Origin of the sequence: Alloalcanivorax balearicus MACL04 (assembly GCF_025532145.1) — a bacterium.
Lineage (GTDB): Bacteria > Pseudomonadota > Gammaproteobacteria > Pseudomonadales > Alcanivoracaceae > Alloalcanivorax > Alloalcanivorax balearicus.
The window spans coordinates 1-13,362 of the sequence record NZ_ARXS01000045.1 but is presented as its reverse complement, the minus strand read 5'-3'; the positions used below and the strand labels follow the sequence as shown (position 1 = coordinate 13,362).

General features: G+C 63.5%; 11 protein-coding genes. 7 read left to right on the top strand and 4 right to left on the bottom strand.

Annotation, left to right across the window (positions count from 1 at the left end; translation table 11 throughout):
- Positions 1-52 precede the first annotated feature (52 nt).
- The gene (locus MA04_RS21205) at positions 53-1,069 is read right to left on the bottom strand and encodes an AraC family transcriptional regulator (protein WP_262462714.1); all 1,017 of its coding nucleotides are present in this window, start codon (positions 1,067-1,069) and stop codon (positions 53-55) included.
- Positions 1,070-1,201: 132 nt separating this feature from the next.
- Here MA04_RS21205 and MA04_RS21200 point away from each other — a divergent pair, with 132 nt between their 5' ends.
- The gene (locus MA04_RS21200; protein ID WP_262462712.1) at positions 1,202-2,731 is read left to right on the top strand and encodes a flavin-containing monooxygenase; all 1,530 of its coding nucleotides are present in this window, start codon (positions 1,202-1,204) and stop codon (positions 2,729-2,731) included.
- Between the two features lie 100 nt (positions 2,732-2,831).
- Here MA04_RS21200 and MA04_RS21195 read toward each other — a convergent pair whose 3' ends face one another.
- Together MA04_RS21195 and MA04_RS21190 are read right to left on the bottom strand one after the other, a co-directional pair.
- The gene (locus tag MA04_RS21195; RefSeq protein WP_262462710.1) at positions 2,832-3,617 is read right to left on the bottom strand and encodes an aldo/keto reductase; all 786 of its coding nucleotides are present in this window, start codon (positions 3,615-3,617) and stop codon (positions 2,832-2,834) included.
- Positions 3,617-4,825, bottom strand: coding sequence for an FAD-dependent oxidoreductase (locus MA04_RS21190; protein WP_097057557.1), 1,209 nt, complete (start codon positions 4,823-4,825; stop codon positions 3,617-3,619). The genes MA04_RS21195 and MA04_RS21190 overlap by 1 nt, the downstream gene beginning before the upstream one ends.
- 136 nt (positions 4,826-4,961) lie before the next feature.
- Here MA04_RS21190 and waaA point away from each other — a divergent pair, with 136 nt between their 5' ends.
- Entirely contained in the window at positions 4,962-6,239 is a 1,278-nt protein-coding gene (gene waaA, locus MA04_RS21185; protein WP_262462707.1) for a lipid IV(A) 3-deoxy-D-manno-octulosonic acid transferase, read from the top strand.
- Here the strand turns inward: waaA and MA04_RS21180 are convergent.
- On the bottom strand, positions 6,185-7,591 hold the full coding sequence (locus MA04_RS21180; RefSeq protein ID WP_262462704.1) for a TolC family outer membrane protein: 1,407 nt from the start codon (positions 7,589-7,591) through the stop codon (positions 6,185-6,187). The genes waaA and MA04_RS21180 overlap by 55 nt on opposite strands.
- 222 nt (positions 7,592-7,813) lie before the next feature.
- Between MA04_RS21180 and thiC the strand changes: the two genes are divergently transcribed.
- The 5 genes from thiC to MA04_RS21155 all read left to right on the top strand — a co-directional run.
- Positions 7,814-9,691, top strand: a complete 1,878-nt coding sequence (thiC, locus tag MA04_RS21175; protein ID WP_316252638.1) for a phosphomethylpyrimidine synthase ThiC — start codon at positions 7,814-7,816, stop codon at positions 9,689-9,691.
- Positions 9,684-10,313, top strand: a complete 630-nt coding sequence (locus MA04_RS21170) for an NUDIX domain-containing protein (RefSeq protein WP_262462702.1) — start codon at positions 9,684-9,686, stop codon at positions 10,311-10,313. The genes thiC and MA04_RS21170 overlap by 8 nt, the downstream gene beginning before the upstream one ends.
- A 65-nt stretch (positions 10,314-10,378) precedes the next feature.
- Positions 10,379-10,828, top strand: coding sequence for a DUF1249 domain-containing protein (locus tag MA04_RS21165; protein WP_055098905.1), 450 nt, complete (start codon positions 10,379-10,381; stop codon positions 10,826-10,828).
- Positions 10,829-10,984: 156 nt separating this feature from the next.
- Positions 10,985-11,791, top strand: a complete 807-nt coding sequence (cpdA, locus tag MA04_RS21160) for a 3',5'-cyclic-AMP phosphodiesterase (RefSeq protein ID WP_262462699.1) — start codon at positions 10,985-10,987, stop codon at positions 11,789-11,791.
- Positions 11,792-11,891: 100 nt separating this feature from the next.
- Positions 11,892-13,362, top strand: a 1,471-nt coding sequence (locus MA04_RS21155) for a type VI secretion system Vgr family protein (protein WP_262462697.1), incomplete at its 3' end; no start/stop codon positions are given.

The following is a 13,362-nucleotide window of genomic DNA, read 5'->3' as shown; positions in this document are numbered from 1 at the left end:
TCCGTGTCTACTTAAATGGGGCCAGTCCATGATGTTCGCTGTTAACTATTCCTTATTCACTGTTAACTGCTTTTTTTCTGTGTTTTGCCGGGGTCTCCCCGGTCCAGCGCTGGAACGCGCGGATGAAGGCGGCGGGTTCGCTGTAGCCGAGCAGGCGGGCGATGTCCTCGACGCTGCGTTTGGAGTCCGCCAGGTAATTCAGGGCCTTGTTCAGGCGGACTTCGTCGAGAAGCTGCTGGAACGGCCGGCCTTCGGCGCTGAGACGGCGGCGCAGGGTGCGTTCCGGCAAATCGAAGGTGACGGCCACTTCGGCGGCGCCGGGGAAAGCCTCCAGAAACAAATCCAGATAGGCGCTGACGCGGGCGGCCAACTGCTCGCTGGGGTTCTGGCGGCGTGCCAGCAGGGCGTCGCATTGTGAGCGGTAGAGTTCATGGGCGGTGCGGTTGTAGCCCGGCAGGGGCAGGGCCAGATCACGGTTGCTGATGGTGGCCTGGCACCAGGGCATGTCGTACTTCACCGGCGCGCGGAAAAACTGTTCATAAAGTTCGGCGTGCTCCGGTTCGGGCAGCGGCAACCAGACTTCCCGCGGCGTCAGGTCCAGACCCAGTTGCGTCTGGATATCGTTGACCAGTTTGAAGGTGCCGACCATGTCGCGCTCGATGAGAATGCGGCGCACCGGCTCAGGCAGCGGAATCGGCTTCAGAATCAGGGCGGTGGTGTCAGTGCCCGGCACCAGCGATAACTCGCCGTAGAGATAGGTCAGGGACTGATAGCGGACGCCGAGCTGGAAGCCCTCGAAGGCGCTGGCACTGGTCATCAGCAGCATGGTCAGCGGGCCGTAGCCGGCCAGCCCGAACCGTTTCCCCATCTCCATGCCCAGTTGCGGGTCCTCCGCCAGGGGCAGCAGTTCCGCCAGTAATCGCAGTTCCCGATCGCGCTCGATTTCACCGTTGGGATCCAACCTGGCTGCGTCCAGCCCGTGCCGTGCCAGCACCGGCGCGCACTGGATGCCGCGCTGCTCCAGCAGATCCAGGGTGTACATCAGGGCAAGAACGGAGCGTTGTGACATAAGTGTCTGGTGGATGTCTGATTAGGGCCTGGGTTGTGGCCGGAATTATCAATTTCCAGACCAGCCTAACACGTTCCCGCCGACGGTCGCCAAGCTAGACTGCGGGCATGGCGTGTCCAACAGGAGAACAATATGAACAGTAAGGTGAATCTGGACGTTCGCGAGCTGACCACCAAGGTGGCGATCGTCGGCGGTGGTTTTGGTGGCCTGTGCATGGCGATCAAACTGCGAGAGGCCGGGATCGAGGATTTCGTGGTGCTGGAAAAAGCCGCCGAGGTGGGCGGCACTTGGCGGGACAATACCTATCCCGGTGCCGCCTGTGATGTGCAATCGCATATGTACTCCTACTCCTTCGAAGGCAATCCGGATTGGTCCCGCCGCTACAGCGGCTGGCGGGAGATTCAGGACTACATACTGCGAGTCACGGACAAGCACCGGCTCCACGACAACATCCGCTTCAACTCGGAGGTGGGAGCGGCCCACTTTGATGAAAAGAGAGCCCGCTGGACGCTGCGGCTCACCGACGGCACCCGTGTCGATTGTCAGCATTGGGTGCTGGCCACCGGCCCGCTGCATGTGCCGTCCATACCTGAGTTCCCAGGGCTGGAAAACTTCAAAGGCAAAGTGTTCCATTCTTCCCAGTGGGATCACGACTACGATCTCGGTGGCAAAAAAGTGGTGTCCGTCGGCACCGGCGCCAGTGCCATTCAGTACGTGCCGGAGATCGCGCCGAAGGTGGATCAATTGACCGTGGTGCAGCGTACCCCGGGCTGGATCGTCCCCCGTGATGAGAGGGCTTATTCACAGCGGGACAAGAACTGGTTCCGTCGCTTCCCGCTGTTGCGCAAACTGCATCGGGCGCGCTTGTACTGGAGCAACGAGTCCCGGGTACTGCCGATCTTTCATCCGCGCCTGGCGTCGCTGCTGGAACCGTTGGTGAAGCAGTTCATCCGCTATCAGGTGAAGGACAAGGACACCGCCCGCAAGTTGACGCCCAACTATCGGTTGGGCTGCAAGCGGATCATGATCTCCAATCGCTATTATCCTACCTTCAACCGGCCCAACGTGGAGCTGGTCACCGAAGGGGTGAAGGAAATACGGGAACACAGCATTGTGTTCAGTGACGGTAGCGAGCGGGAGATGGACTGCCTGGTGCTCGGTACCGGCTTCGTGGTGGATCCGCGCATCTATATGAAGGATTTCGAGATCACAGGGCTGCCGGGCCATCGTCTGCAGGACGACTGGCGCAACGCTTCCGAAGCCTACCTGGGGGTCAGCGTGGCCGGTTATCCGAATATGTTCCAGATGGTTGGCCCCAACACCGGGCTCGGCCACAACTCCATTATCTTCATGATCGAGTGCCAGGCCCGTTATATCGTCGACGCCATCAGCACGGTGGCGCGGCGCGGCGTGGACTATCTGGACGTGAAGCGCTCGGATATGGACGCCTTCAACGACCGGTTGCAGAAGGATCTCAAGGGCACGGTGTGGCAGAGCGGCGGCTGTTCCAGTTGGTATCAGCAGGCGGATGGCCGCAATGTGGCGATCTGGCCTTACTCCACCTGGCGCTACTGGCTGAAGACCCGCTCCCTGGACGAGTCCGTTTATCGCTGGGAAAAAGTGGCGGAGAGACACCGGCAGGCGGAGCCGGTGACGGCCTGACACGCCTTTCGAGACTATTCGCTGCCAAGGCAGCTCCCACGGCAGTATCGCTACGAAGCCGCTGTGGGAGCTGCCTTGGCGGCGAATACGAATACCAGCGTCAGAGATCCCCCACCGCCCTGCGGGCTTTCTCCACGTTTTCCCGCAGGTGTTTCGGGTTGACCGTGCCGGCGATCACGGCGCCGACGCCCGGTGTGCCCAGGATCCGGTCGAGACTGGCTTGAACCGGGTCGGCGTGGCCGGCATCAAGATGGCCACTGGCGAACGCCTTCTTGATCAAAATACCTTTGTCGTGTTCGGAGGCGTAATCGATCACCGGTCTTTCCTCATCGTGGGCCAGGTTGTAGGTGACCATGGCCACGTCCGCCCGCCGCAGGGTTTCCAGCCCGCCTTCGACGGTCTTGGTGGAAACACCGATGGCACGGATCAGGCCCTTGCGCTTCAACTCCGCCAGGGCTTCCAGCGTGCCCTGACGCAGCACTTCCAGATCGTTGCCGTCGGAATGAATCAGCACGCAATCCAGATAGTCGGTGTTGAGCCGGCGCAAGCTGCGCTCCACCGAGGCAATGGCGTGCTCGGGGGTAAAGTCGAAACGGCTCTCGCCATTCTCAAACTCTTCGCCGACCTTGGAAACGATCACCCAGTCCTGTCGGCCACTCAGCAGCTGTCCCAGCCGTTCCTCGCTGCGTCCGTAAGCTGGCGCGGTGTCGATCAGATTGATGTCCAACTCCCGGGCCAGCGCCAGCAGTTCACGCACCGCTTGGTCATCGGGGATGGTGAAGGCGTTGGGGTATTTCACGCCCTGGTCGCGGCCGATCTTCACCGTGCCGAGGCCGAGGGCGCTGACGGTCAGCCCGGTGTTGCCGAGCGGGCGCAGAAACGCCATCAGTGATTCTCCCGCGCGAAGCAGTGGTGCCAGTACGGTTGCCCCAGAGGGGCCTGCGGCAGGTTGTCGGGCGGCGCCATGGCGGGGCCCGGTTGCAGGCCGTGGTCGCGAATCAGGGCTTCAACCCGATCGCCCAGATCCGGCGCCAGCGTCAATTTGGTGGGCCAGGTCAGGATCAGGTCGCCATCGCGGCGGGCATAGGCGTTGTCGGGTTTGGCCAGGCTGTTCTGGCGCGGCTCGGCCCGGCTTACGTCCAGGGTGGCCCAATCGGCGCCGCTGAAGTCCAGCCAGGGGAACAACTGGTCGAGTTCCGTCCGGGCCGCGGCGATCTGTTCGGCGTCGCTGCGCTCCACGCCCCGTTCCGCCAGGTCACCACCGAGATACCAGACCAGGGAGCCGTCCGGCAGAGGGTGGGTGGTGACGGTCAGGCGTGGCTTGCTGCTGGCGCCGACGCAGTGAGCATAGAGCGAATGGCCGAGACGGTGGCGCACCAGCACCATTTTCAGTGGCCGGCTCTGGCTCTCATCCTGGGTGAAGAGATGCCGGGCGTGGGCGCCGTCCAGCAGGGCCGCGTTCCCCTCGCCGGCGGCCAGCACCGACAACTTCGGTCGGATCACGGCGCCATCGAGCCGCACCTCGCGAATGCCCCGCTCATCCCAGGTCAGCCGGCCGTTTAAATCCGGCGCCCGCAACAGGCGGGGCCGCACCGGCGCGGTCAGCACATCGAGCAGGCTCTCGGTATCCACCACCAGGTCGTCGAGCCGGTAAACCTGGCCTTTGAAACGGGCGTTGGCAAGAGCGGAAGGGTAGTCGCCGCGGCGCAAACGCTCGATACGGCCGCGCAGCATTTTACTGGCGAAGAAGGTGGTCATGCGGCTGGCCACGGAACCGGCGGACCACAGATGCTGGGTGTCCGAGAGCACATCAAGACCATTCAGCGGCACTGGACCCTGGCCGCCCATGGCGGCGCGCCAGCGCTCCGGCATGCCGGCGATGGCCTCGGATTCGTTGGACAGGGCGCCGCCGAGGGCGTACTTGAGCCCGCCATGAATAATGCCCTGGCTGGCCAGGGTCTGGGCCCCGCCCAGGGTGCCGGTTTCCAGCAGCAGGCATTGGTAGCCCTGATTCTGCAATTGGTTGATCAACCACAGGCCGGCGACGCCGCCGCCGAAAATGAGAACGTCCGGTTCTAGGGTCTGGGTAGTCATGGCTCACCGCCGGAAAAAGTTGCGGCTATGCTAGCATAGGCCGCCGTCAAGGATGCCGATGTGGATCATCTCTGGGGATGATAGCCGGCGACCTCAAGGTCAACCGTCTCGCCCGTGCCACCGTTTGGATCGTTCTATGCGTTTTTTCTACACCTTGCTTTGGTATCTGTTGCTGCCGTTGCTGTTCGTGCGTCTGTGGTGGCGGGGACGGCGGGCGCCAGCCTACCGGCAACGCTGGCGTGAGCGCATGGCTCTGGGATATCGCCCCGGTACGCTGAAACACAGCGTTTGGATCCACGCGGTATCGGTGGGGGAGACCCTGGCGGCGGCGCCGTTGATCGAAGCCCTGCTGGCGCGCTTCCCGGAAACGCCATTGATCGTGACCACCACCACGCCCACCGGCTCGGAGCGGGTGCGGGCGTTGTTCGGCGACCGGGTTACTCATGTCTACTGTCCGTGGGAATTGCCCGGCGCCTATCGGCGTTTTTTCCGTGCCTTCGATCCGCGCCTGGTGATCGTGCTGGAGACCGAGCTGTGGCCGAATCTGTGCGCCGCCGCCGAAGCCCGCGGCGCCAAACTGATGCTGATGAATGGCCGGCTGTCGGAGAAAAGCTATCGCGGTTACGCCAGGCTCGGCGCTCTGGTGCGCCCGATGCTGGGCCGCTTCCAGGTGCTGGCGGTGCAGACCGAGACGGAGGCGGAACGATTCCGCCAGTTGGGCGCCGATCCGCAACGGATCAAGGTCAACGGCAGCGTCAAATTCGACCTGACCCTGGACGACCCGGTGAAAACGGCGGCTTCCACATTGAGGGCCGGATTCGTGCAACGGCCGGTGTGGATCGCCGCCAGCACCCACCCCGGCGAGGACGAAATGGTGCTTGCCGCCCATCGCAAAATTCTGGCGGATCAACCACAAGCATTGCTGTTGCTGGTGCCGCGCCACCCGGAGCGCTTTGACGAGGTGGCCGGTCTGGCCCGCAGGCGCGGCTTCGGCGTCGCCCGGCGCAGTCGACACGATACGGTGGATGAGCAGACGCAGGTTTACCTGGCGGACACCATGGGGGAATTACTGATGCTGTTCGGCGTCAGCGACGTGGCGTTCGTGGGCGGCTCCCTGGTGCCGGTGGGTGGCCACAATTTGCTGGAACCGGCGGCCTGGTCGTTACCGGTGCTGAGCGGAACCCATCTGCATAATTTCACCGCCATCGCCGATTTGCTGGATCAGGCCGGCGCCCTGGAACTGGTAGCGGACGGCGATGCGTTGGCCCGCGCGGTAGCGGCTTTGTTCGCCGACGCCGATGAGTGTCGTCGGCGTGGGGAAGCGGCGGCGGCCGTGGTGGCCGCCAACCGTGGGGCGCTTCAGCGCGGGATTACCATTTGCGCTTCGCTCTGGCCTTCCAGATCCGGATTGTAGAGATCCAGACTTTCCTGACCGGACAGCCAGTCATTCAATGACGCCAGATCCTCCACATCCAGCTCGCCAGTGGCGGCTTTCAGGTTCAGGGTGTTGAGGATGTAGTCGTAGCGGGCGTTGGCGTAGTCTCGCAACGCACCGTACAAGGCTTGTTGCGCGTTGAGCAGGTCGACCACGTTGCGGGTGCCTACCTCGTAACCGGACTGGGTCGCTTCCAGGGCCGAGCGGGCGGAACGGATCGCTTGCTTGCGGGCACTCACACGCAGCGCGTCGGCTTCCACCGTGCGGTAGAAGGTCCGGGTTTGCTGGGTAATATCGCGGATCGCCTGCTGGTACAGCTGATCGGCGGCATCGGCGCGCAGGGCGGCCTGTTTGCGCTGGCTGTTGAGGCCGCCGCCACGGAACAGCGGCATGGAAATTTCGATGCCCACTTCCGTGCCGTGATTATCCGGGGTAATGCCGGAAGACGTGGTGCCCACCGCGCTGTCGCCTCGCGGAGAGGTGTGGGTATGGGAGTAGCTGCCCACCAAAGCCACCTGCGGCATCATCGCGCCGAACTGACGGTCGGCGGTGAAGCCGGCCGCCGTGGCGTTCCCCTGAGCCACCAGCACCTGGGGATTCTGTACCGAGGCTTTGTCCAGCCAGTCCTGCATCGCCGCCGGTTGCGGCCCTTCCATCGGCAACTGCTCGCGCAGTTCCGCCAGCGTTTCCCAGCGCTGACCGGTAAGGGTTTCCAACTGGTCACGGGCAATGGCGAAGTCCTGCTCGGCGACGATCAGCGTCACCCGGGTCAGGTCATAGGCGGCTTGCGCCTCTTCCACTTCGGTGGCCGGCACCAGGCCCACTTCGAAGCGCTCGTTGGTTTGCTCCAGTTGCCGGGAGATGGCCTTTTCCTCGGCCTGGGCCGACACCAGGGTGTCCCAGGCCCGCAGTACGCCGAAGTAGCCCTGGGCCACCCGCAGCACGAAGTCCTGACGCGCTTGCTGGAATTCGGCCTCGGCGGTGGAGACCACGGCCTTGGCTTCCTTGAAGCCGTACCAGGCGTCCAGCCGGAACAACGGCTGCGACAGCGTTACCGTGGTGGCTTCCGAATCGTACTTCTGGTTGAAATTGCCTTCCTCGATGTCCCGGTCGGTGCGGTAGCGGCCGTAGCGGGCATCAATGGTGGGAAGCAGCGCCGCCCGGCCCTGCACCAGCGTTTCCTGCTCCGCTTCCCAGGTTTGCCGCTCGGCGCGCCAGGTGCTGTCGTAATCCCAGGCGGCGTTGGCGACCTGGTTCAGGTCGGCGGCCTGGGCGCCCATGGACAGCAGGGTGATGGCCAGGGCCAGAGGTTTCAGCGGGCTCCGCTTCATATGCGTTTCCTTCCTCATTGCCAGCCGTGCCGGGCATTTGTCCCGGCACGGTTGGCGCTTGATCCCCACCGACAGGTAACGGTGAAATGGTGAACTGGCCAGTATGGTAATAGCAAGCGAGACGGATTGACACTCCCTTCGTCGCGCCCTCGGTTGTCCGTAAATGGGTCGCTGCGTATAGTGTTCGCCTCCCCCATGTTTGTGTAGCCCTGGAGGCCGATCGTGCCAGACGAGCAACGTAATGCCGCACCCAATGCCATCGACGAGGCCTGCCAACCCATCATGGGTTCGCGGAAGGTGTATGTCTCCGGCAGCCGCTCGGATATCCGCGTGCCGATGCGTGAAATCCGCCAGGATCCAACCCCCCTGGCCAATGGGGAACTGGAACAGAATCCCCCCTTGTCGGTGTACGACACTTCCGGTCCTTATACTGACCCTGACGCGCGTATCGACATCCGTCAGGGGTTGTCGCCATTGCGCGATGCCTGGATCGAGGAGCGCAGTGACAGTGAACGGCTTGACGGTCTGACCAGCGACTACGGCCGCCGCCGCGCCGCCGACGTGGCCACCGCCGGTTTGCGTTTCCCGCATATCCGTGCGCCGCGTCGCGCGCGCCAGGGCGCCAATGTCTCGCAAATGCATTACGCGCGCCAGGGCATCATCACGCCGGAGATGGAATTCATCGCCATCCGCGAAAGCCAGCGCCTGCGCGAGCATCGCGAAGCCGGCTTGCCGGTGGCGCAGCATCCGGGCCGCAGTTTCGGCGCCGCCATTTCGGACGAGATCACCCCGGAATTCGTCCGCGATGAAGTCGCTCGCGGCCGTGCCGTGATCCCCGCCAATATCAACCATCCGGAAATCGAGCCGATGATCATCGGCCGCAACTTCCTCACCAAGGTCAATGCCAACATCGGCAACTCCGCGGTGACCTCGTCCATCGAGGAGGAAGTGGCGAAGATGACCTGGGCCACCCGCTGGGGCGGCGATACCGTGATGGATCTCTCCACCGGGCAGAACATTCACGAAACCCGGGAATGGATCCTGCGCAACTCTCCGGTGCCCATCGGCACGGTACCGATTTATCAGGCGCTTGAGAAGGTCAACGGTATTGCCGAGGACCTGACCTGGGAAATTTTCCGCGACACGCTGATCGAACAGGCCGAGCAGGGCGTGGATTACTTCACCATTCACGCCGGCGTGTTGCTGCGTTATGTGCCGCTCACCGCCAACCGGGTGACCGGCATCGTCTCCCGCGGTGGCTCGATCATGGCCAAGTGGTGTCTGGCGCACCATGAGGAAAATTTCCTTTACACCCATTTTGAAGACATCTGCGAGATCATGAAGGCCTACGACGTGACCTTCAGCCTCGGTGATGGTCTGCGTCCCGGATCCATCGCCGACGCCAACGACGAAGCCCAGTTCTCGGAACTGCGTACCCTGGGTGAGCTGACCAAGATCGCCTGGAAACATGACGTCCAGGTGATGATCGAAGGTCCCGGTCATGTGCCCATGCACATGATCAAGGAAAACATGGAAGAGCAACTCAAGCATTGCCACGAGGCGCCCTTCTATACCCTGGGGCCGCTGACCCTGGATATTTCCCCAGGCTACGATCACATCAGCAGCGCCATCGGCGCCGCCATGATCGGTTGGTTTGGCACCGCCATGCTCTGCTATGTGACGCCCAAGGAGCACCTGGGGCTGCCCAACCGGGAAGACGTTAAGGAAGGCATCATCGCCTACAAGATCGCCGCCCACGCCGCCGACCTGGCCAAGGGGCACCCGGGCGCCCAACTGCGTGACAACGTGCTGTCCAAGGCGCGTTTCGAATTCCGCTGGGAAGACCAGTTCAACCTGGGGCTGGACCCGGACCGGGCGCGGGCCTTCCATGACGAGACCATGCCGAAGCAGGCGCACAAGGTGGCCCACTTCTGCTCCATGTGCGGGCCGAAGTTCTGCTCCATGAAGATCAGCCAGGAGGTTCGCGAGACCTACGGCGATGGACAGGCACAGGTCGATCAGGCCCGTGCCGGCATGGAGGAAAAATCCCGCGAGTTCCTTGAACAGGGCTCCAAACTTTATCATGAGGCCAATGAGTAATTCCCGCGCCCCCCGCTTCAGCGCCGCCGATGTGGAAGTGCTGAAGCGGGAAACCCCGTTCAAAGGTTTTTTTCAGGTGGACCGGCTGACCCTGCGTCATCGCCGCTATCAAGGCGATTGGGGCCCCGAGCTGACCCGTGAAGTGTTCCTGCGACAGCCGGCCGCGGCGGTGCTGCCCTATGACCCGGTGCGTGGCGAGATCCTGCTGGTGGAGCAGTTCCGCGTTGGTGCCCTGGGCTGGCGTGATACCCCGTGGTGCCTGGAAATGATCGCTGGTATCGCTGACAAGGAGGGCGAGCCGGTGGAGCAACTGGTGCGCCGCGAAGCGATGGAAGAGGCGGGCATCGAACTCGGCGAGATGCGTCCGGTGCTCAGCTATATGCCCAGCCCTGGCGGCACCAATGAGCGGCTGCATTTGTTTGTTGCCCGCGCTGATCTGGCCGGTGCCGGCGGTGTCCATGGCTGCGCCGAGGAAGGCGAGGACATCCTGGCGATAACGTTGCCGGTAGCCGAGATCCCGGCGTTGCTGGAAAGCGGACGAGTGGATAACGCTGCCTCCCTGGTCACTCTGCAATGGTTGCTGTTACACCGGGACGCTTTGGATCGGGAGTGGCGGGGATGATCGTTCAGGAGACACGTTCATGACTGTTCAGGAGGGACGTTCATGACTGTTCAGGAGACACGTTCATGACTGTCTCGCGCCGCTATCGCCTGAATTTTCGTGATTTGATGGCGCAGTGCGAGGCGAACTATGCCCGCCTTTTGCCGTTGATCCGGGCTCTGGGTGAACAGGACAGCCTGGATCTGTCGCTGGGTGCCGAACGGCCTCGCACCCTGAACATCCGGGTGCTGGAACGGGCTCCCTATACCACCACCCTGCGACTGGAGGATCAGGGGCTGCACGAAACCATGCCGGGGCAGCGCCTCACCGTGCGGCTCTACCACGACGCGCGAGTGGCGGAAGTCACCGAAGCCAGCAGGTTCCGGCGCGTCAGCGCTCGCTATCCCTATCCCAACCCCGACATGCATCAGCGCGACGAAAAGGCGCAGTGGAATCGCTTTCTCGGTGAGTGGCTGACCCATGTCAGCGACCATGGACGCAGTGCCGCCCCGGTATGGCCGGCGGCCGGTTCCTGAAACGGAACCAGGTTCCTGGTCAATCCTGTAATGGTTGCGTTATAAGTTCCCGAAAGCGTGGTTCGGCCGCTTGGGGAAGAGGCCGGCGACGCATGGGATGGGCGCCACGGCGCTTGAGGGTAAAACGGATCACTACAAACAGCGGGAGCGCGTACCTTGTCGCAACCGGTAACACCCGTTCGGGTGGTGCAACTGTCGGACTTCCACCTGTTCGCCGACCCGGCCAGCACCATGCTGGGGTTGAATACGCAGCACAGTCTGGAGACCGTTCTTCGTCTGGTTCGCGCCGAGCAGCCGGATATGCGGGCGATCCTGGCGACCGGGGATTTGTCCCAGGACGGCTCCGAGGCGTCTTATACGCGCCTCAAGCAGGCGCTGCGGGCCTTTGGTGTGCCGATCTACTGGCTCGAAGGGAACCACGATGAAACCCACCCGATGCGCGCCATGCTTGCCGATGAGGCCGGCCGGGTCAGCCCCTGTGTCGGCACCGTCGACGGCTGGCGGGTGATCATGCTCGACTCCACCATCCCCGGTCAGGTGCCCGGCGAGCTGTTCGAGCGGGATCTGGCGTTTCTGGAACAAGCGCTGCTGGAGAGTCGTGACCACCATGTGATGATTTGCCTGCATCACCATCCGGTGCCCATGGGCAGCCGCTGGCTCGATGAGCAGCAAGTGGCCAATTCCGACGCCTTTTTTCGCATCGTTGACCAGCACCCCCAAGTGCGGGCCGTGTTGTGGGGGCATGTTCATCAGGAATACGAAAGCCGACGCAAAAATGTGCGTTTGCTGGCGGTGCCCAGCACCTGCGTTCAATTCAAACCACACAGCGCCGACTTCGCCCTGGACCAATGCAATCCGGGCTACCGTTGGCTGGATCTCTACCCCGATGGGCGCATCGAATCCGGAGTGAGCCGGGTCCAGGGCATGCACTTCACCGTGGATCTCACCGTCAACGGCTATTAACCCCGACGGCGGTTGGGTTGACTCATTCGGCCGCCTTGCTATGCTCTGCGGATTCGGCGGGAGGCTAAGACAGGACCCGCCTCCTGGAAAAGGACTTTCCATGATCGATGCCCAATCCCTCGCCCGCGACCTATTGGCCTCTCTGGCCAACCCTTTGCAAGACCAGCGCCTGATCGAACTGGACGCCCCGGTGGACGGTCTGGTGGTGGAGCGCTTCCGTGGCCGCGAGGAACTCTGCGGCGACTACCGCTTCCAGTTGCAATGCTTCATCTCCGGTTCCGATCGCCGTGATGGTGGCTTTCTCGACGCCCTGATCGGTCAGCCCCTGACCTTGTCCCTGCGCCGCACCGACGGCAGCTGGCGGCGCTGGCACGGTGTCTGCGTGGACGGCCACCACTTCGTCGACATGGATGGCCTGCCTCGCTGTGAGCTCACTGTGGCGCCCTGGACCTGGTGGCTGGAACAGCGGCTCAACAGCCTGGTGTTTCCCCAATGCACCGTTCGGGACGTGCTGGAGCAGGTGTTCGCGGAGTACCCCGACGGTGCGGTGCGGTTCGACCTGATGGACCCGTTGCCGCGGCGGCCGATGATCACCCAGTACCGGGAAAGTGACTGGCATTTCGTGCGGCGGCTGATGGCCGAATGTGCCCTGGCCTGGCGTTTCGAGCATCGCCAGGACGAGGGGGAGGGCAATTCCGGCGCGCCGGTGACCCTGGTGATCTTTGATCGCCATGCCAGACACCCCGACGCCGCGCCGCTGCATTTCCATAACGACCTTTCCGAAGAAGGCCGGGCCGCGATCACCCGCTTCACCGACGGCACCCGCCTGACCCCCAACGCGGTGCAAGTGGCCAGCTGGCACAGCGGCAAGGTGCGCACCGTTACCGGCCGTGCCGAGGAAGCCGACCCGGATGGCCTGCCGGTGCGGGAAGTTTACTGGCACCGCCAGGATGCCCGCTTCGACGGCGCCGATCAGGCGGAACAAAGCGCCCGCCATCATCTCGACGCGCTGCGGGTATTGCGGCGTGTGCACCGCGGTGAGGGCCGCTCCCGCACTCTCGCGGCCGGCGAGGCGTTTACCCTGAGCGGCCACCCCCGTTGTGACCAGGGGCCCTATCTGGCCCTGGCGGTGGAACACGCCGCCGTGAACAACCTGGCCCACGCCGGCGAACTGCTCGGCGACGATACCCTCAAGGCCGGTCAGTACCGCAACACCTTCCTGGCGGTGCCGGCAACCACCCCGGTGGCGCCGCTATACCGCCCCAAACCCATCGTGGGCGGGCCGTTGGTGGCGAGGGTGGTGGGCATGCCCGGCGATGCCGTCACCAGCAACCGCGATCACCAGGTGCGTATTCAATACGCCTGGCAGCGCGGTACGGCGCCCAATCCCGGCAGCCTTGACGACACCGGAGGGCAGCACCCCGGCCATGCTCCGGGAGACCATTCTTCCGGTATCTGGGTGCCGGTGGCGGAAGCCCTGGCCGGCCCTAACTGGGGCGGCAATTTCCTGCCCCGGGTCGACAGCGAGGTACTGGTGGAATTCCGCCAGGGGGACATCGACCAGCCAGTAG